The organism is Kribbella sp. NPDC026596 (genome assembly GCF_040638415.1).
GTDB lineage: Bacteria > Actinomycetota > Actinomycetes > Propionibacteriales > Kribbellaceae > Kribbella.
The window spans coordinates 17,257-32,919 of the sequence record NZ_JBEZYF010000022.1 but is presented as its reverse complement, the minus strand read 5'-3'; the positions used below and the strand labels follow the sequence as shown (position 1 = coordinate 32,919).

Sequence of the window (15,663 nt, the reverse complement as noted above, 5' to 3'; positions counted from 1 at the left end):
AACTGTGACGTGACGCACAGGGAAAGCGCGCATTTCGTTCATATCGTTCTCAGTGCAGACTGTCCGGCATGAGGGACCGACCGTGGGAACTGCGTCGCCAGGTGCTCTGGCTGCAGTCGATCACGGTCTCGGTGCTGATCCTGATGGTCTGCATCACCCTGGTCAGCCGATCGCGCGCTCAGGCCGAACGTGACGCCGCGGCTGCCGGGGTCGCCCCGCCCGGCTGGTGGGAGCTGATCCGCCTCGACACGCGCTCGATGCTGGGCATCGCCAGCCTGATGCTCGGCGTGGCGATCGCGGGCAACGCGCTCGTCAGCTGGCGGGTACGACGCGCCACCCGAGGCATGGGTACTCAGTCGCTGGCCCGGATGCTCGACTTCTACGAAGGCGTGCTGCACGCGGCCCGCGAAGGCCTGATCCTGCTGGACGCCTACGGTCGCGTCCAGCTTGCGAACGACGAGGCCCTGCAGTTGCTCGGCATCCGTGCGGTGGAACCCGGGACCCCGATCGACGAGCTCCACCTCGGGCCGACTCTGGCGGAGTTGCTGCGCGCCGGGCGTACGGCGTACGACGAGCTGCACCTCGGAGCGCAGGGTGTGCTGGTCGTCAACCAGCAGCCGGCCCGGTCGGGGCGGATCGTGACGCTGCGGGACCACACCCAACTGCAGCGGCTGCTCGGCGAACTGGACGCCGTACGGAGTTTGGCCGAATCCCTGCAAGCACAGAACCACGAGGCGTCCAACCGCTTGCACACCGTCGTCAGCCTGATCGAGATCGGCAAGCCGGAACGCGCCCGCGAGTTCGCGGTGTCCGAGCTGCAGTTCGCGCAGGCGATGACGGATCGGGTGGTCGGCACGGTAGGCGATCCGGTGCTGGCGTCGCTGCTGCTCGCGAAGCTGTCGCAGGCTCAGGAGCGTGGCGTCGTACTGACGTTGGAGCTCGGTCAGGAGGAGTTGAACACGCGACTTCCCGCGCAGGACGTCGTCACGGTGGTGGGGAACCTGCTGGACAACGCGATCGAGGCTGCGCGTGGCGGTCCGGCACCACGCCGGGTCGAGCTGCGCGCGAGTACTACGCCGGACGCGATCGACCTGATCGTGACGAACACCGGCGCCGAGCTGGGTGCGGTCGAGCTGGCGCACATGTTCGAGCGAGGCTGGACGACGAAGGCCGAGCCGGGGCATGGTCTGGGGCTCGTGCTGGTGCGGAGCACGGTTGAGAGGTGGCAGGGCACGTTGATGGTCGACCCGGATTCCGAGCTGGACGACGTACCGGCGTTGAGCGTTCGGGTTCGGCTGCCGCGGGCGGTGGGTGCCAGTGCCTGACCTGCGCGTGCTCGTCGTCGAGGACGATCCGGTGGCGGCCGAGGCGCATCGTACGTACGTCGAACGGCTGCCGGGGTTCACGTGTCACGGTGTCGCGGGTACGGCGGCTCGTGCGTTGCAGGTGCTTGCTCGGGGCGATGTCGACCTGGTGCTGCTGGACATGCATCTGCCGGACGGGCACGGGCTCGACGTGGTCCGGCGGATGCGGGCCTTGGGCAACCAAACTGACGTGGTCGCGGTGACGTCGGCGCGGGAGGTCGCGGCGGTGCAGGCGGCCGCGCGGATCGGCGTGGTGCAGTACGTCTTGAAACCGTTCGCCTTCGAGACATTGCGCGACCGGTTGACGGCGTACGCACGGCAACGCCGGGCGGCCTCACTGGGTGACATGGTCGCGGACCAGGACGAGGTCGACAGGTTGTTGCATCCAGCAACCGTCTCGTCGGTGCCGAAAGGCCTCACCGGATCCGTCCTGGACCGCGTCGTCCAACTGCTCGGCAACCGCGAGGGCTGGACCGCCGAGGAGGTCGCGACGTCTTTGGGCACCTCGCGAATCACGGCTCGGAGGTATCTGGAGCACCTGGCCGATCAGGGGCAGGCACTACGGACCCAGCGGTACGACGGGCGGAGTGGGCGGCCGAAGGTCGAGTACTCCTGGGTCGCGGAGAGTTAGGAACGGATGAGGGTTGCCCAGAGGTGGGGCTGGAGGGGCTGGCCCTCGGCGGCCATGTCGTAGGCCCAGAGGAGCTCGCCCTTGACCAGGCCGTAGAGGCGGTGGCCGGCGGTGACTTCCTTCGCTGACACGGTGCGGGCTACGACGTCCGTTTGCAGCTCGATCTTCGCGCCGTCGATGTCGCCGTACCAGATCTCCGCGAAGCCGGTCGGGTGCGCCAGGATGACCTCGACCTTGTTGTCCGGCCGCGGGCGCCAGAAGCCGGTCTCGACGGCCAGCGGGCGCTCCTTCGTGCCGTCCTCGCCGACCACGTAGGTCTGGCTGACGTAGTGCAGGTAGGGCTTGCCGTTGTGGCTGAAGTCGATCTGCTGCCCGAACTCGAACTTCTCGATCGTCGGGTAGTCGCCGTGCCCGCGGCCCTCCCAGCGACCGAGCAGCCAGGCCAGCGGCATCAGGTCGGGGTGCAGGTCCTGCGGGATCTCGAACGCCATCGGATCACTCAGCTCGCGTTGCGGCCGCGGTACAGCCGGTAGACGACGAACGCCGAGAACCAGCCCATGAACACACAGACCAGAATCAGCAGGGAGGTGAAGACGACGTGCAGCACGGTGGTCAGTCTAGAGGATGGCGGTGTGGACCTTCGGCTACCGTGGCGTGATGTCCCGCACGCTGGTGATCAAACTGACCGCAGGCGCCGAAGAACCCGAGCGCGCCAACCAGGCCTTCACCGTCGCCGCCACCGCAGTCGCGGCCGGCGCGACGGTCTCGTTGTGGCTGACGGGCGAGGCCGTCTGGTTCGCCGTACCGGGCCGGGCGGAGGCCTTCGAACTCCCCCACGCGGCGCCACTCGCGGATCTGCTCACGTCGGTCCTCGAAGGCGGTCAACTCACCGTCTGCACCCAATGCGCCAAACGCCGCGACCTCACCGAAGCCGACCTCCGCCCCGGCACCCGCATAGCCGGCGCCCCCGCCTTCACCGAAGAAATCCTCACCGACAACACCCAAGCAATCGTCTACTAGCCGCTCAGGCACCAGAAGCAAGCACCGCTGGGGCAGCCCAGCGGACGCCAGCTGAAGCAGCGCCGAGGTGGGGCGGATGCCAGCTGACCGGCAGTGGTGGATGCCAGGTGAGCTGGTTCCCGTGCGCGCAGGCCAGGCAGCAGCGGTGAGTTCCGAGCGGGGCGGCGCCATGCGGCGCCGCCTAACTTTCCGTTCGGCGTCAGCGCTCGTAGCCGGGGCCGTCTGTGCGGTTGCTGCCGCCGCCGCGGTTCATGTCTTGGCTGTGCTGACGGCCTGCGGTCTGGCCGCCGCGGCCGCCGGCGAGGGCTGCTTCGCCTGGCGGCCTGGTTGCGCCTGAGGCCGCCGCGTGACCGGCACTGACGCGTTCGTGCTGGGCCTTCAGGTCCTCCACGGACGCCGGATCGGACGTGTCGGCCGTCTGCTCCTGGCCGTTCGAGTGCTGCTGCTGCCGGGCTTGCCGTTGCTCGTCGAGTAGCGGCTCCTCCACCGGCGGCGGTGCGCTCTGCCCGGGCTGCGCACTCTCGTCAACACCCTGCTGTGCGGCAGGGCCGACCTGCTCGCCGTTTTGGCCGTTCTGCAGAGCGACCTGGTTGGCATCTCGGCGATCCCCAGCCGTCTGCAAGCCCGGCTGCGGCCCAGCATCCGCCTGCTCGTGCCCAACCTGCTGCCTCTGCTCAGCCTCTTGCCCCTGCCCCAGCTGCTGATCCAGCCCCGTCTGCTGATCGTGCCCCGGCTGCTGATCCAGCCCTGGCTGTTCATCGAGCCCTGGCTGCTGATCCTGCTGCGCCAGCTCAGGCTCCTGCCCGGCTGCCTGAATCACACCGCCTTCACCGATCTCGTACTCCTGATCGACCTCCGGCGACCCCTGGCCCTGCTCAGCCTCGGCCGACCCCTGCTCCTGCCCCTGCCCCGGCTCCTCACCAGCGGCACGAATCACACCGTCGTCACCACGCTCGTAACCCTGCTCAGCTTCCGGCGAACCCTGCTCTTGGCCTTGCTCGCCTTCCATGCCGGCCGGTCTGATCACACCGTCATTACCGAGCTCGACATCCTGCTCAGCGCGATCCCGCCCGACCTCGTCCCCGGCCTCCTGCCCAGACACGCCCTGCTCGACCTGGTCTCCGGCTTCCCGCTCAGCGTCGCCCCGCTCGACCTGATCGTCGGCTTCCTGCTCAGCGTCGCCCCGCTCGACCCGGTCTCCGGCTTCCTGCACAGCGTCGCCCCGCTCGACCTGATCTCCAGCCTCCTGCTCAGCGTCGCCCCGCTCGACCTGGTCTCCGGCTTCCTGCTCGGCGGCCTCCTGCTGCTCGGCCTCGTCGGCTGCTACGCCGGCCGCGCCGACTGCGGCTGCCGCTGCGCCGACCTCGCCGGGGGCGGGTGCGTCGCGCCCGTCTCGCTCGCGGCGGTCGCGCTCGTTGCGCTCCGCGGTCTCACGGTCCTCGCGCTGCTCGTCCGCCACCTCGGCCGCGCGATCGTCGTCCTCGACCTCTTGGACCTGCTGGTCCTCCTGGACCTGCTGGTCCTCCTGGACCTGCTGGTCCTCCTGGACCTGCTGGTCGTCCTGGACCTGCTGGTCCTGCTGGTTCCGGTCGAGCCGGCCGTCGCCGTCGACGTCGTCTTGCACCGGGATCCCGTCGCCGTCGGGATCCCGCGCGATGTCATCGCGTTCCCGTTGGGCTTGCAGGTCCTGCACACGCTGCTGCTCAGCGTTCACTTCGGCCTGCAGTCGCTCGTTGTCCTGCCGCAACTGCGCGTTCTGTGCGATCTGCCGGTCGACTTCACCGAACCGATCGGCGGGATCCGGATACGTGTCCCGCATGCGACGGTCGTAGTTCGGGTCGAAGCGCCCCTGGTCACGGATTCGCTCGACGCCCGCACGCTGCTGTTGCCAACGGCGCGCCAGGTTGCTCACCCCACGCATCAGCCGTTGCATCCGCCGCCACGTCTTGCGGAGCTCATCGACCATGTCCCGCATCAGGTCTTCGGCTTCTGCCATCACGCCACCTCGCTCGCATAGACGGAGTACCCGAAGCCGGCCGCGTTGTCCTCTGGCCCGGGCTGGGTCGCGTACAGGTGAAGCTCGGCGCCCGGCCGCAGCCAGACCGCCAGGTGACGACGACGGCCTCGCCACTCCGGCGGAATCCGCAGATCCGACCCAGGCCCGACGAAGACCGGAGCACCCCAGTGCTCACGGGCCAACTCGAGCTGCCCGGGCCAGTGGTCGTCCAGCCCTTCCTCGGCGTCAGCAATCTCCGCCGATCCGATCTCGTACGCCGACCACCCACTGCGCGGGCTCTCCGGCAGCACGGCGTCCGGCAGCACGAGCATCACGGTCTCGCGCGGGGTGACGAGACCCCAGGTATAGCGGTCGGGGTCGATGTTGCCGGGGGCCCATGGTCGCCAGCCGGTGGCGGCAGTGACGCGGGAGACCAGCGCGCGGATCGCGTCCACACCGGTGCCCGGCGGTCCCCAGACCGATCTCCAGTCGGAGACCTCGGCCAGATCCGCCATGGCACGCTGGTCGTCGCTCGACGACCGCTGCTGCGTCTTCACCCGCGCGCTCCTCTCCTCAGGTCCGCCCAGCCTAATCCTCAGCCGGTGCCACCACCGCCCGAATGACGCACGCCTGTGGACAACGGATCCCTCGCGTACCTGAGAACAGGAGGTGGTCGACCTCCGCCGGGCTCCCCCCGCCTGATCTCACCGCCAACCGGCCCGTTCTGGGCCACCACCTCCCGTTCTTACGTACGTCGTTCGCGAGCAGTAACCGATGGACGCCGTACGCACGGACCGAAGTGGGTTGTAGTGGAAACATGAAGCTCCCGGCCCCACCGACCGAGAAGTCCTTCCCGTCCCCGCTGCACCATCCGCGCGTGGCGACGGTGATCGGCCGGTGGCTCGGGCTCGCGGTGGCGATTTGCTTCCTGACCGGCCTGTTCAGCCATCTCCAGCAGGACACACCCGGCTGGCTGACCATCCCCAGCCGGCCGGCCTCGCTCTACCGCGTCACCCAAGGCCTGCACATCCTCAGCGGTTCCGTCGCCGTTCCGTTGCTGCTGGCAAAGTTGTGGACCGTCTACCCCAAGCTGTTCGCCAAGCTTCCCTGGCCGCCGAGCCGCAAGGCCCTCACCACCATCCTGGAACGCGGTTCGATCCTGGTCCTCGTCTCAGCCCTGGCGCTCGAGCTGTTCACCGGTTTCCTGAACACCCTGCAGTGGTATCCGTGGCCGTTCCCGTTCAAGCAAACCCACTACGCGCTCGCTTGGATCATCGTCGGCGCGCTGCTCGTCCACCTTGCCGTCAAGCTCCCGCTGATCCTCGCGCACTGGCGCCGTACGCCGGCCGACAGCACGCCGGTCGCAGATTCGTTGCCTCCCGCAATCACTGGCTTGACCCGGCGCGGCTTGCTTCGCACGGTCGCCGGCGGCGGCGCTCTCGTCGGGATCACCTCGGTCGGCCAGTCGGTGCCCGCCTTCGGCCCGGTCGCCGTACTCGCGCCGCGGAAGCCGAACGTCGGTCCGCAAGGCCTGCCGGTCAACCGTACGGCGAAGGACGCGGGTGTCACCGGGATCGGTGCCAACTGGCGCTTCACGATCACGGGCCCACGGAAACTGTCGTACACCCTCGACGAACTCCGGAACCTCGAGCAGAACCGCTCCGACCTCCCGATCGCCTGCGTCGAGGGCTGGAGTCAGGGTGCTCACTGGGAGGGCATCCGGATCCGCGACCTGCTGAGCCTGTGTGGGGCTCCGCCCGGCTCCCGGGTCCGCGTCGTGTCGATGGAGAAGGGCGGCTTCTACGCGACCAGCGAGCTGCCACCGGAGTTCGCCGACGATCCTCTGACGCTTCTTGCCCTCCGCCTCAACGGTGCCGAGCTCGCCCTCGACCACGGCTTCCCGGCCCGCATCATCGCCCCGAACCGGCCCGGCGTCCTCCAGACCAAATGGGTCCACCGCCTGGAGGTCATCGCATGAAGGCTGCCAGGGCCGCGCTCGGTGCGGCGGGGGTGGGCTTCGGGCTGTGGGGGCTTTGGCTGCTGGTCGGCGCTGTCGAGCCGCCGGCGCTGATTCGGCTGCCGATCTGGCTCGGAGGTGCGGTCTTCGTCGACGACTTCTTCCTGGTCCCAACGACGGTCGCCATCGGTTGGCTGGTGACCCGGTGGTCGATCGGCCCCGACAGGCACCGCACCGTCGGTGCCTTGCGAACCACCTTGCTGTACGTCGGTCTCACCACGCTGATCGCGATCCCGCTGCTCCTGCGCCAGGGCAAAGGCGCCAACCCGACCGTGCTCCCGCGGGACTACCTCCGCGACTGGTTATTGCTGGAGGCAACGATCGTTGTGGCCGGCGCGGTGGTGTTCCTGGTTCAGCGGTCCCGTTTGACGTGCAACAGGTCGCGGGCCTCGTCCGGCGACATCGGCGGGCGCTGAGCCAGCGTCGCGAGCGTGGCGGCTCGCTCGACCAGTTCGGCGTTGTGGGTGACCGGCTGTCCCTTCGCGAGGGTCAGCGTGTCCTCCATCCCGACCCGGAGATTTCCGCCCTTCGACAACGCGGCCAGCGCGACGGTGAGCGACGTACGCCCGATCCCGGTCGCGGACCACGAGGTCACCGCAGCGGGGAGCGCGTTGACCGCGGCCACCAGTGCGTCCGTCGTACCGGGCATGCCGCCGGGGACGCCCATGACCAGGTCGCAGTGCACGCGTCCGCCGTACGGGAGGCCGAACTTGTCCAGCAACCGGTGCAACGCCGCCACCTGGCCGAGGTCGAACAGCTCGAACTCCGGCACCACCTCACGCTCCTGCGTCAGCTGGTAGAGCTCGGTCACGAACGGCCACGGGTTCATGAACACGTCGTCGCCGAAGTTGACCGTGCCCAGGGTGAGCGAGCATGAGTCGGGTACGGCGTCGAGGACGCGGAGGCGGTGGTCGTACGGATCGGTGACGGCGCCGCCGGTGGACAGCTGGACGATCAGCGCCGTGTTCGCCCGGATCGCGGCGACCGTGTCGGTCAGGCGGCCGAGGTCCAGCGTCGGCTTGTGCTCGCCGTCGCGGATGTGGATGTGGATCATCGCGGCCCCGGCGGCCTCGCACCGCTTCGCGGTCTCGACCAGCTCGTCGAGCGTGGTCGGCAGCGCCGGGCAGTCCGCCTTCGCGGTCTCGGCACCGGTGGGAGCAACTGTGATCAGAGTCGACGCCATGGACGAATCCTGCCAGATCCGGGTCGGCAACGAGATATTTGCCTGCTCAGGGGTCCGATCACCGGACGATCTCCGGCCAGGCAGGATGTGACTATGAGAGCCGTCGTACAGCGAGTCAGTCAGGCATCGGTCACCGTCGAGGGCGAGGTGGTCGGCGCGATCGACGGGCCCGGACTGGTGGTCCTCCTCGGCGTCACCCACGACGACACCCCGGAGAAGGCCGCCGCGCTGGCCGCGAAGATCTGGACCCTCCGCATCCTGCACGACGAACGCTCGGCCGCCGACGAGCAGGCCCCGATCCTCGCGATCAGCCAGTTCACCTTGTACGCCGACACCCGCAAAGGCCGCCGCCCCTCCTGGAACGCCGCCGCCCCCGCCCCTCTCTCCGAGCCCCTCTACAACTCCTTCTGCACCACCCTCGAATCCCTGGGCGCCAAAGTAGAAAGAGGCCGCTTCGGAGCCCACATGGACGTAGCCCTCATCAACGACGGCCCAGTAACTCTGATCCTGGACGCGTAGAACACGAGCCGGCCCCCGGATCCGAAGGGATCCGGGGGCCGGGTGTTTCTGTTCTGGGTCGGTGAGGTTCGACTCAGAGGGGCGTTGTCAGCTGACGACGCCGGCGCCCGAGTGGCCGACGATGACCTTGGTGTTCAGGCTGTAGACGTCGATCACCAGCGCGTTCACCGAGATGTAGCGCTTCTGCCGGATGACCTGGTTGAAGGTCAGACGGGCGACGCCCGGGATGTCCAGGGTCTGGTTCTCACCGGTCTTGACCGGGTAGACCTTGTTGCCGACGCGGATCGACGCGATGCTCGAGGACGAGCTCACGCCGGCCTTGTTGTCCTTGGTCTTCCACGCCGACGCCGAGGACTCGATGGCGCCGATGGACAGGTTGGCCACCTTCACGCCCGCGACGTGCGAGGTGAAGTTGATGTAGGACTTGTCCGACCCGATGGCGCCGTTCTTGGTGGTGTAGACACCACCGACGTAGGCGACCTTCGGGATGTTCAGCTCGCCGACGGCGACCTTGACCGTCTTGCCCTCAGTCCCCTGGCAGGTGGTCTGAAGCGACGTCGGGCTGGAGACGACCAGCTTGTCGGCGTTGGCCTTGGTGCCGTACGCGTCACCGATCACCAGCGCGGTGGCCGGCTTGGAGATCTCCGCGCGGGTCTTCAGCACCGCGACGTCGACGCCCTCGGGGACGTACTGGTTCTTCACGTTCGCGTGGATCACGACGGCCTGCGCGTACGAGTAGATGCCGGAGCTGGTCTTCACGCCGCCGACACGGTTCAGCACGATGTAGCCGAGGCCCGGAACGGCGACCTTGGTGTTCGGCTTCGGGTTCAGCAGCGACGGCACCGCGATGGCGCCGATCTTCACGCCGGCGAAGGTGGTGCTACCGGTGTAGGACAGCTGGCCCTTGGAGTACTTCGCCGTGGTGGTGGTCTTCACACCGGTCAGCGTGAGCAGGCTGCCGACCTTGATGTCGACGGCGGTCGCGTTGCTGGTGACGCCCGTACCGCTCTTGTCGTCGAACGCGTGGGTGTCGGTCCGCACGCTGCGGGCGATCGCCTGGTTGTTCACGTTGGCCGTGGCGATGTCGTTCTTGTCGGCCTTGTTCGGGTCGGTGGTGCAACCGAACTTGCTGATCACCTGCGGGCCGCTGTTCGCCAGCCCGGATTCAACGTCGGTCCCGTACGAGTAGCCGCTGTATCCGAAAACCGGCGAGGCGGACGCAGAACCCGACGTCAGCGCGATCGTAGAAGCCACGCCGACAACCGCCGCAACTCCGACGGCCGCGAGCTTCTTGTATCCGATGCGGGGTCGCATTGACCCCTCCTCCCTGAGTGATGACGTGACCCGAGTCGCGGGTCAGGACACAGACACAACTCAGGCGGTTGCGGTAGGTAACGAGCAGAACGCGCTCCGAGACCAAACCGTTACACAGCCGCTCGTCCCGCGAGATTTCGGCGCCGACCCGTAACTCGGGAGCGATGCCCGGAATCCCTTCCGGTGCAAGCGATCCAGCACATGCCGAAGGGCCCGGACGCGCAAGGTCCGGGCCCTTCGGCGCTCACTTCAGGGTGGGCCACCTGCAGGTGGAGGTGGCACCATCAGTAACGATCGACAGCTCAGACGGTGACGGCCACTTCCGCGACTTCGCCGTACTGCGCGACGACCTGACGGTCGACCGGGTCGGCCTTCGGCGCCAGCGTGCGCAGCGTCCAGCTGCCCGGCGCCGCGAAGAACCGGAAGTGCCCGGTCGCCGACGTCGGCACCTCGGCGGTGAACTCACCGGTGGAGTCGAGCAGCCGTACGTACGCGCCGCCGACCGGCTCCTCGCCGCGCAGCACCTGGCCCTGGATCACGGCTTCCTTGTCGACGTCGACACCCTTGAGGTCGAGGCCGCCCTTCTTGGCTCCGCACATGGTCAGGCCTCCCCGGGCTCGTCGCCGAGGGCAACGGGTACGCCGACCAGCGAACCCCACTCGGTCCAGGAACCGTCGTAGTTCTTCACGTTCGGCTGGCCGAGGATCTCGTGCAGCACGAACCAGGTGTGCGCCGAGCGCTCACCGATCCGGCAGTACGCGATGGTGTCCTTGCCGAAGTCCACGCCGGCGTCGGCGTACAGCGTCTTCAGCTCGTCGTCGGCGCGGAACGTACCGTCGTCGTTGGCTGCCTTGCTCCACGGGATGCTGGCCGCGGTCGGGATGTGACCCGCGCGCTGCGCCTGCTCCTGCGGGAGGTGGGCCGGGGCGAGCAGCCGGCCGGCGTACTCGTCGGGGCTGCGCACGTCGACCAGGTTCTTCACGCCGATGGCTTCGCCGACCTCGTCGCGGAAGGCGCGGATCTCCAGGTTCTGCGGCTGCGCGGAGTACTCGGTGGCTTCGCGCTTGACCACCTCGTCGGTCAGCTCACGACTGTCCAGCTCCCAGCGCTTGCGGCCGCCGTCGAGCAGGCGGACGTCACCGTGGCCGTAGAGCTTGAAGTACCAGTACGCGTACGCCGCGAACCAGTTGTTGTTGCCGCCGTACAGCACGACCGTGTCGTCGTTCTTCACACCGCGGTCGGACAGCAGCGCCTCGAATTGCTCCTGGCTGACGAAGTCGCGACGAACCGGGTCCTGCAGGTCGTCCTTCCAGTCCAGCTTGATCGCGCCGGCGATGTGGCCGCCGTCGTACGCCGAGACGTCCTCGTCGACCTCGATCAGAACGACACCGGCGTCGTTCTTGTGCTCCTCGACCCAGTCGGCCGAGACGAGCGCGGATTCCCTGCTCATGTGTGCTGCCTCTCAGTTGGTAGCGGTGGATGGCGTACGAATGCGGTGAATCAGCAGATAGGCCTCGCAACCGAGGCAGAGCCCGACGGCCGCGTTCACGAAGGCGGCGACCAGGGCGAATCCGGTGGCGACGACGCCCAGTACGGTCGCACCGGTCAGGTAACCGATCAGACCGAGGACCGCGAAGGCGAGGCCGACCAGCTGGGCGAACCGCGGCGGCGCCGCGTCCTCCAGCTCCTTGGGCGGACCGAGCCGGGGGCGGATCAGCCGCTTGAACAGCTGCCCGTACGGCGACGCCTGGACCCCGAACGCGACCGAGATCGCGAACACCACGGCTTGCACCGCGAGTGGCCAGGGGTTGTTCAGTACGAGCGTCAACGCCAGGACGACCGTGGTCACACCGGCCGCGAACCGGAGTCCCCGCGGATCAACCTGGATGCTTGTCTTGGCCGTCTGTTCGGACATGCCGACTCCCGGAGGAGGAGGAGTTCGAGCCGGACCCGCCCGGGAATGCGGGAGGCGACGTACGCGAAACCGTGCTCAGCGACCGGTTTCGCAGCGCTCGGGACGCCGCCTGGTCAGCGGCGACGACACAGCGACGAGCGCATCCGGCAGTTGTCCACTGCCCTGCGCTTGGTCAGCCATGTCGTGTAAGCCACGCATCGAGAGTACGGAAACCGGGCCGGACTACCAGCTGTGGTCCCAATTACTGAGACAACTGTTCAGACTGCGGACGGATCAGGTGCGGACCACATTCGTCCCGGCGACCTTGTCGTGCAGCGCCTGCTTCTTGTCGTCCCAGAGCGGCCAGAGGTAGTTGATCAGAGCAAGAAAGCTGAACAGGGTGCCGACCAGCGGGATGCCCGCCAGCAGGCTGAGTCCGATGATGAAGCCGTACCGCTTGGCCACCGCGGACCCTGGCGGGTTGCCCGGTACGTCCCGCAGCCGGACCGCGATGCCGAGCGCCATCTTGCCGGGCGTGGCGCCCTTGCGGGTCAGGAAGAAGTACTCGTAGGCGAACGCCACCACCAGCCCGAGCAGGACCGCCGGGATCATCCATTTGTACGCCTCGGGCGGCAGCGCGGTGCTGGTCGTCGGGGTGCCGGCCTCCGCCGCCTCCACGGTGTCTCGGAGGTACTCCCAGATCACCTGGAAGTACTGGTAGTAGAAGTAGCCGGTCAGCGGCAGACCGATGATGCCGACGATGATCGAGTCGATGATGCGGGCGAACACCCGGCGCCACCAGCCCGACAGCGGCTGCCCGTCCGGCGTCGTAGCGACCCGCTTCCCTGGGTAGCCATAGCCCTGCTGCTGCGGGTAGCCCTGGCCTTGCTGCGGGTAGCCCTGGCCTTGCTGCTGGTAGGGCGCCTGCTGCTGTCCGTACTGCGCCGGCGCCGGCTGACCGTACTGCGCGGGTCCTGGCTGGGCGCCGCCGTACACCTGACCGTGCTGGACAGGCTGGCCGTACTGCGGCTGGCCCGTCTGTCCGAACTGGCCCTGGTACGGCGGAGGGCCTTGCTGGGTACGGCGCTGATCCGTCCAGACCTCGCCGTCCCAGTAGCGCTGCTGGGTCGGGTCCTGGGGGTCGTCGTACCAACCGGCTGGGTAGCTCACCGCCACAGCATTCCCTACACCGGAGGACATTCGCCATCCGGTATGGGGTTAGTTGGGCTGCCGGTCGATCGCAGTGGCGAGCGCGGCGATCACATCTGGCTTGCGCGGCGCACCACTGGCGCGCTTCACGACCGCACCGGTGCTGTCGAGCACCAGCGTCGTCGGAGTCCGCAGGATGTCGAGTCGCCGGACCAGCTCCAGATGCGACTCCGCGTCGAGCTCGACGTGCCGCACTCCGTCGACCATGCCCTCGACCTCGGCCAGCGTCCGCCGAGTGACCCGGCATGGCGCACAGAACGCCGACGAGAACTGCAGCAAGGTGGCCCGCTCCCCGAGCTCTCCCCCGACCTCGTCCGCCGACACCCGCTCCACGTCTTCGACCTTCCCCCGGAACCGCCCGTCGGCCCACGTCTTGAGCGCACTGAGCACCACTCCAGCGACCACAGCGCCGGCCAGGACCCAGATACCCAAGCTCACAACAATCCACAGTACGGCGGTGTGTTTACATTTCAACCGTGCGTTTCACTCCTCGGACTGGACAATGGGGTCCGTGGAGAGCGGAGTGATGGTCCGGGCGGGGGTGGTGATCCCCGAAGCCGAGCTGGCGTGGCGATTCTCGCGGTCCAGCGGACCCGGCGGGCAGTCCGTCAACACCACGGACAGCCGGGTGGAGCTGAGCTTCGACGTGGCGGGTACGACGGCGCTGAGCGACGTACTGAAGTCCCGGGCACTCGAGCGGCTGCAGTCCCGGCTGATCGACGGCGTGGTGACCATCGCGGCGTCGGAGTACAAGTCGCAGTGGCGCAACCGGGAGGCCGCCCGGGGTCGGCTGGCCGCGCTGATGCGGGAGGCGATCGCGGCACCGCCCCGGCCACGGCGGCCGACCAAGCCGAGCAAAGGCTCGGTCCGGCGGCGGCTCGACAGCAAGAAACGCCGGGGCGAGACCAAGCGCCTACGTGGCCGTCCAAGCGACTGAGACGGCCCCGCCGATCGTTATCTTGGCCGCTTGCAGGCTGGCTCTCGGCGTACGTCTGGAAGTTGCCGAAGGCCACCGAACTGCCGACGCCGATCTGTGGTCAGGCCTTGGCGTCCGCGGTCTCGCGGGTGGTGGTCGGCGGGATGACGAAGCGGTAGCCGACGTTCCGCACGGTTCCGATCAGGGACTCGTGCTCCGGGCCGAGCTTCGCGCGCAACCGCCGTACGTGCACGTCCACCGTCCGCGTGCCGCCGAAGTAGTCGTACCCCCACACTTCCTGTAGCAACTGCTCCCGGGTGAACACGCGCCCCGGATGCTGTGCGAGGAACTTGAAGAGCTCGAACTCCTTGTAGGTCAGGTCGAGCGCCCGCCCATTCAGCTTCGCCGTGTACGACGCCTCGTCGATCACCACGTCGCCGCTGCGGATCAGCGAGGAGTCAGGCTCCTCGTTCCGCACCGCGGCGAGCCGGCCGATGACAAGTCTCAGACGTGCCTCGATCTCCGCCGGACCGGCTGTGTCGAGCAGTACGTCGTCCGCACCCCAGTCGGCGTTCACCGCGGTCAGACCGCCCTCGGTGACGACCAGGATGAGCGGTACGTCGATCCCCGTCGTACGGATCAGCCGGGAGACCCCGCGCACGGCGACCAGGTCGCGGCGAGCGTCGAGCAGGACCGCGTCCGCATCCGGAGCGTCCACCAGCGCGGCGACCTCGGAGGGCAGGATCCGGATCTGGTGCGGCAGCAGGGCGAGCGAGGGCAGGACCTCTGTGGAGGCCTGCAGCGCGTTCGTCAGCAGAAGCAACGTGCTCACGCTGTCTCCTCGTGCTGATCATCGGATCCCTTGTCAGCGATCCTGTCCTTGTGCACGTCAGGCCCCGACGGCGTCATTGCCGGGGGCCCGAGACACACTGGATAGCAACAGCAAGCTGACATAATAGCGGAAGACTTAACCGATAAGTGAGGCGTCCGACCACATGCCGGAAGTCACCATCAGGTACTTTGCCGCCGCGCGGTCCGCCGCCGGCGAGTCCGCCGCGACCGCCGAGGCCGCGTCGATCCGCGATCTCGTCAGCACCGTGTCGGCCGGCCGGCCCGAGCTGGCCCGGGTCCTGTCGATCTGCACGTTCCTGCTCGACGGCGAACGCGCGGACCCCGCCACGCCGCTGAAGTCCGGAGCCCAGGTCGACGCCCTCCCGCCCTTCGCCGGCGGCTAGAGCCAGGGTCAGAGGAAGAACTTCAGCAAGACCAGGGCGAGCGCCACGGCGGTCGTCAGCGCTGCCTTCCCCGAGCCGAGCCCGCGCCGGAACGCGGTCCCGAACACGGCCACCGTGAGCGGCACCAGCATCACCAGGAGCGTGACCCCGGCCGCGTGAACGCCGACGTGCGCACGGCTGGTCAGCACCAGGCCGACCACGAACGCGAACGTCAACCCGAGCCAGGTGGTCACCTGGATCGGCCCATCCTCACTGCGATGCCCGCGATGCGACGCCCGGGACGCACGGCGATGCGAAGTCGGAGCAACGTGCGACATCGGTCACCTTCCGTCAAACGACCGAATACGCAAGGTAGCACTAGCATC

The 15,663-nt window shown here is 68.3% G+C and carries 21 protein-coding genes; 9 read left to right on the top strand and 12 right to left on the bottom strand.

Annotated elements, in window-relative coordinates:
* Positions 1-68: 68 nt before the first annotated feature.
* The gene (locus AB0E63_RS19945; RefSeq protein WP_360367907.1) at positions 69-1,325 is read left to right on the top strand and encodes an ATP-binding protein; all 1,257 of its coding nucleotides are present in this window, start codon (positions 69-71) and stop codon (positions 1,323-1,325) included.
* Positions 1,318-1,995: a response regulator gene (locus AB0E63_RS19940; protein ID WP_360367904.1), complete on the top strand. Its 678-nt coding sequence runs from the start codon at positions 1,318-1,320 to the stop codon at positions 1,993-1,995. The genes AB0E63_RS19945 and AB0E63_RS19940 overlap by 8 nt, the downstream gene beginning before the upstream one ends.
* Here the strand turns inward: AB0E63_RS19940 and AB0E63_RS19935 are convergent.
* Positions 1,992-2,486, bottom strand: a complete 495-nt coding sequence (locus AB0E63_RS19935; RefSeq protein ID WP_360367901.1) for an FABP family protein — start codon at positions 2,484-2,486, stop codon at positions 1,992-1,994. The genes AB0E63_RS19940 and AB0E63_RS19935 overlap by 4 nt on opposite strands.
* 166 nt (positions 2,487-2,652) lie before the next feature.
* Here AB0E63_RS19935 and AB0E63_RS19930 point away from each other — a divergent pair, with 166 nt between their 5' ends.
* On the top strand, positions 2,653-3,015 hold the full coding sequence (locus AB0E63_RS19930) for a DsrE family protein (protein ID WP_360367898.1): 363 nt from the start codon (positions 2,653-2,655) through the stop codon (positions 3,013-3,015).
* A gap of 199 nt (positions 3,016-3,214) precedes the next feature.
* On the opposite strand, the gene AB0E63_RS19925 is transcribed toward AB0E63_RS19930, so the two are convergent.
* Positions 3,215-3,502 (bottom strand): hypothetical protein, encoded by a 288-nt coding sequence (locus tag AB0E63_RS19925; protein WP_360367895.1) that lies wholly within the window; start codon positions 3,500-3,502, stop codon positions 3,215-3,217.
* Positions 3,503-3,580: 78 nt separating this feature from the next.
* On the opposite strand from AB0E63_RS19925, the gene AB0E63_RS19920 reads away from it, so the two are divergent.
* The gene (locus tag AB0E63_RS19920) at positions 3,581-5,032 is read left to right on the top strand and encodes a hypothetical protein (RefSeq protein WP_360367892.1); all 1,452 of its coding nucleotides are present in this window, start codon (positions 3,581-3,583) and stop codon (positions 5,030-5,032) included.
* On the opposite strand, the gene AB0E63_RS19915 is transcribed toward AB0E63_RS19920, so the two are convergent.
* Complete coding sequence (locus AB0E63_RS19915; protein WP_360367889.1) at positions 5,011-5,568, bottom strand: hypothetical protein; 558 nt, start codon at positions 5,566-5,568, stop codon at positions 5,011-5,013. The genes AB0E63_RS19920 and AB0E63_RS19915 overlap by 22 nt on opposite strands.
* Before the next feature lie 260 nt (positions 5,569-5,828).
* On the opposite strand from AB0E63_RS19915, the gene AB0E63_RS19910 reads away from it, so the two are divergent.
* Positions 5,829-6,989, top strand: a complete 1,161-nt coding sequence (locus tag AB0E63_RS19910; RefSeq protein ID WP_360367886.1) for a molybdopterin-dependent oxidoreductase — start codon at positions 5,829-5,831, stop codon at positions 6,987-6,989.
* Positions 6,986-7,444: a hypothetical protein gene (locus AB0E63_RS19905; protein WP_360367883.1), complete on the top strand. Its 459-nt coding sequence runs from the start codon at positions 6,986-6,988 to the stop codon at positions 7,442-7,444. The genes AB0E63_RS19910 and AB0E63_RS19905 overlap by 4 nt, the downstream gene beginning before the upstream one ends.
* Here AB0E63_RS19905 and AB0E63_RS19900 read toward each other — a convergent pair.
* Positions 7,381-8,211 (bottom strand): 3-keto-5-aminohexanoate cleavage protein, encoded by an 831-nt coding sequence (locus AB0E63_RS19900; protein ID WP_360367881.1) that lies wholly within the window; start codon positions 8,209-8,211, stop codon positions 7,381-7,383. The two genes, AB0E63_RS19905 and AB0E63_RS19900, sit on opposite strands and share 64 nt — an antisense overlap.
* 93 nt (positions 8,212-8,304) lie before the next feature.
* Here AB0E63_RS19900 and dtd point away from each other — a divergent pair, with 93 nt between their 5' ends.
* Positions 8,305-8,730, top strand: coding sequence for a D-aminoacyl-tRNA deacylase (dtd, locus tag AB0E63_RS19895; RefSeq protein ID WP_360367878.1), 426 nt, complete (start codon positions 8,305-8,307; stop codon positions 8,728-8,730).
* An 87-nt stretch (positions 8,731-8,817) separates the two neighbouring features.
* Here the strand turns inward: dtd and AB0E63_RS19890 are convergent, their stop codons facing one another.
* From AB0E63_RS19890 to AB0E63_RS19865, 6 genes are all read right to left on the bottom strand, one after another.
* On the bottom strand, positions 8,818-10,044 hold the full coding sequence (locus tag AB0E63_RS19890) for a choice-of-anchor P family protein (RefSeq protein ID WP_360367875.1): 1,227 nt from the start codon (positions 10,042-10,044) through the stop codon (positions 8,818-8,820).
* Positions 10,045-10,346: 302 nt separating this feature from the next.
* Positions 10,347-10,643 carry a DUF1416 domain-containing protein gene (locus AB0E63_RS19885; RefSeq protein WP_130383357.1) on the bottom strand — a complete coding sequence of 99 codons (297 nt, stop codon included), beginning with the start codon at positions 10,641-10,643 and terminating at the stop codon, positions 10,347-10,349.
* A gap of 2 nt (positions 10,644-10,645) precedes the next feature.
* Positions 10,646-11,494 carry a sulfurtransferase gene (locus AB0E63_RS19880; protein ID WP_360367872.1) on the bottom strand — a complete coding sequence of 283 codons (849 nt, stop codon included), beginning with the start codon at positions 11,492-11,494 and terminating at the stop codon, positions 10,646-10,648.
* Positions 11,495-11,506: 12 nt separating this feature from the next.
* On the bottom strand, positions 11,507-11,959 hold the full coding sequence (locus AB0E63_RS19875) for a DUF4395 domain-containing protein (protein WP_360367869.1): 453 nt from the start codon (positions 11,957-11,959) through the stop codon (positions 11,507-11,509).
* Positions 11,960-12,232: 273 nt separating this feature from the next.
* Complete coding sequence (locus tag AB0E63_RS19870) at positions 12,233-13,108, bottom strand: RDD family protein (RefSeq protein ID WP_360367866.1); 876 nt, start codon at positions 13,106-13,108, stop codon at positions 12,233-12,235.
* Positions 13,109-13,156: 48 nt separating this feature from the next.
* Positions 13,157-13,585 (bottom strand): thioredoxin family protein, encoded by a 429-nt coding sequence (locus tag AB0E63_RS19865; protein WP_360367863.1) that lies wholly within the window; start codon positions 13,583-13,585, stop codon positions 13,157-13,159.
* A 64-nt stretch (positions 13,586-13,649) separates the two neighbouring features.
* Here AB0E63_RS19865 and arfB point away from each other — a divergent pair, with 64 nt between their 5' ends.
* Positions 13,650-14,084 carry an alternative ribosome rescue aminoacyl-tRNA hydrolase ArfB gene (gene arfB / locus AB0E63_RS19860; RefSeq protein WP_360367860.1) on the top strand — a complete coding sequence of 145 codons (435 nt, stop codon included), beginning with the start codon at positions 13,650-13,652 and terminating at the stop codon, positions 14,082-14,084.
* A 100-nt stretch (positions 14,085-14,184) separates the two neighbouring features.
* Here the strand turns inward: arfB and AB0E63_RS19855 are convergent, their stop codons facing one another.
* A complete protein-coding gene (locus tag AB0E63_RS19855) occupies positions 14,185-14,895 on the bottom strand; it encodes a response regulator transcription factor (RefSeq protein ID WP_360367858.1) in 711 nt (236 codons plus the stop codon).
* Positions 14,896-15,058: 163 nt separating this feature from the next.
* Between AB0E63_RS19855 and AB0E63_RS19850 the strand changes: the two genes are divergently transcribed.
* Positions 15,059-15,298: a MoaD/ThiS family protein gene (locus AB0E63_RS19850; RefSeq protein ID WP_360367855.1), complete on the top strand. Its 240-nt coding sequence runs from the start codon at positions 15,059-15,061 to the stop codon at positions 15,296-15,298.
* Positions 15,299-15,306: 8 nt separating this feature from the next.
* On the opposite strand, the gene AB0E63_RS19845 is transcribed toward AB0E63_RS19850, so the two are convergent.
* Positions 15,307-15,615 carry a hypothetical protein gene (locus AB0E63_RS19845; protein WP_360367852.1) on the bottom strand — a complete coding sequence of 103 codons (309 nt, stop codon included), beginning with the start codon at positions 15,613-15,615 and terminating at the stop codon, positions 15,307-15,309.
* Between the last annotated feature and the right edge of the window lie 48 nt (positions 15,616-15,663).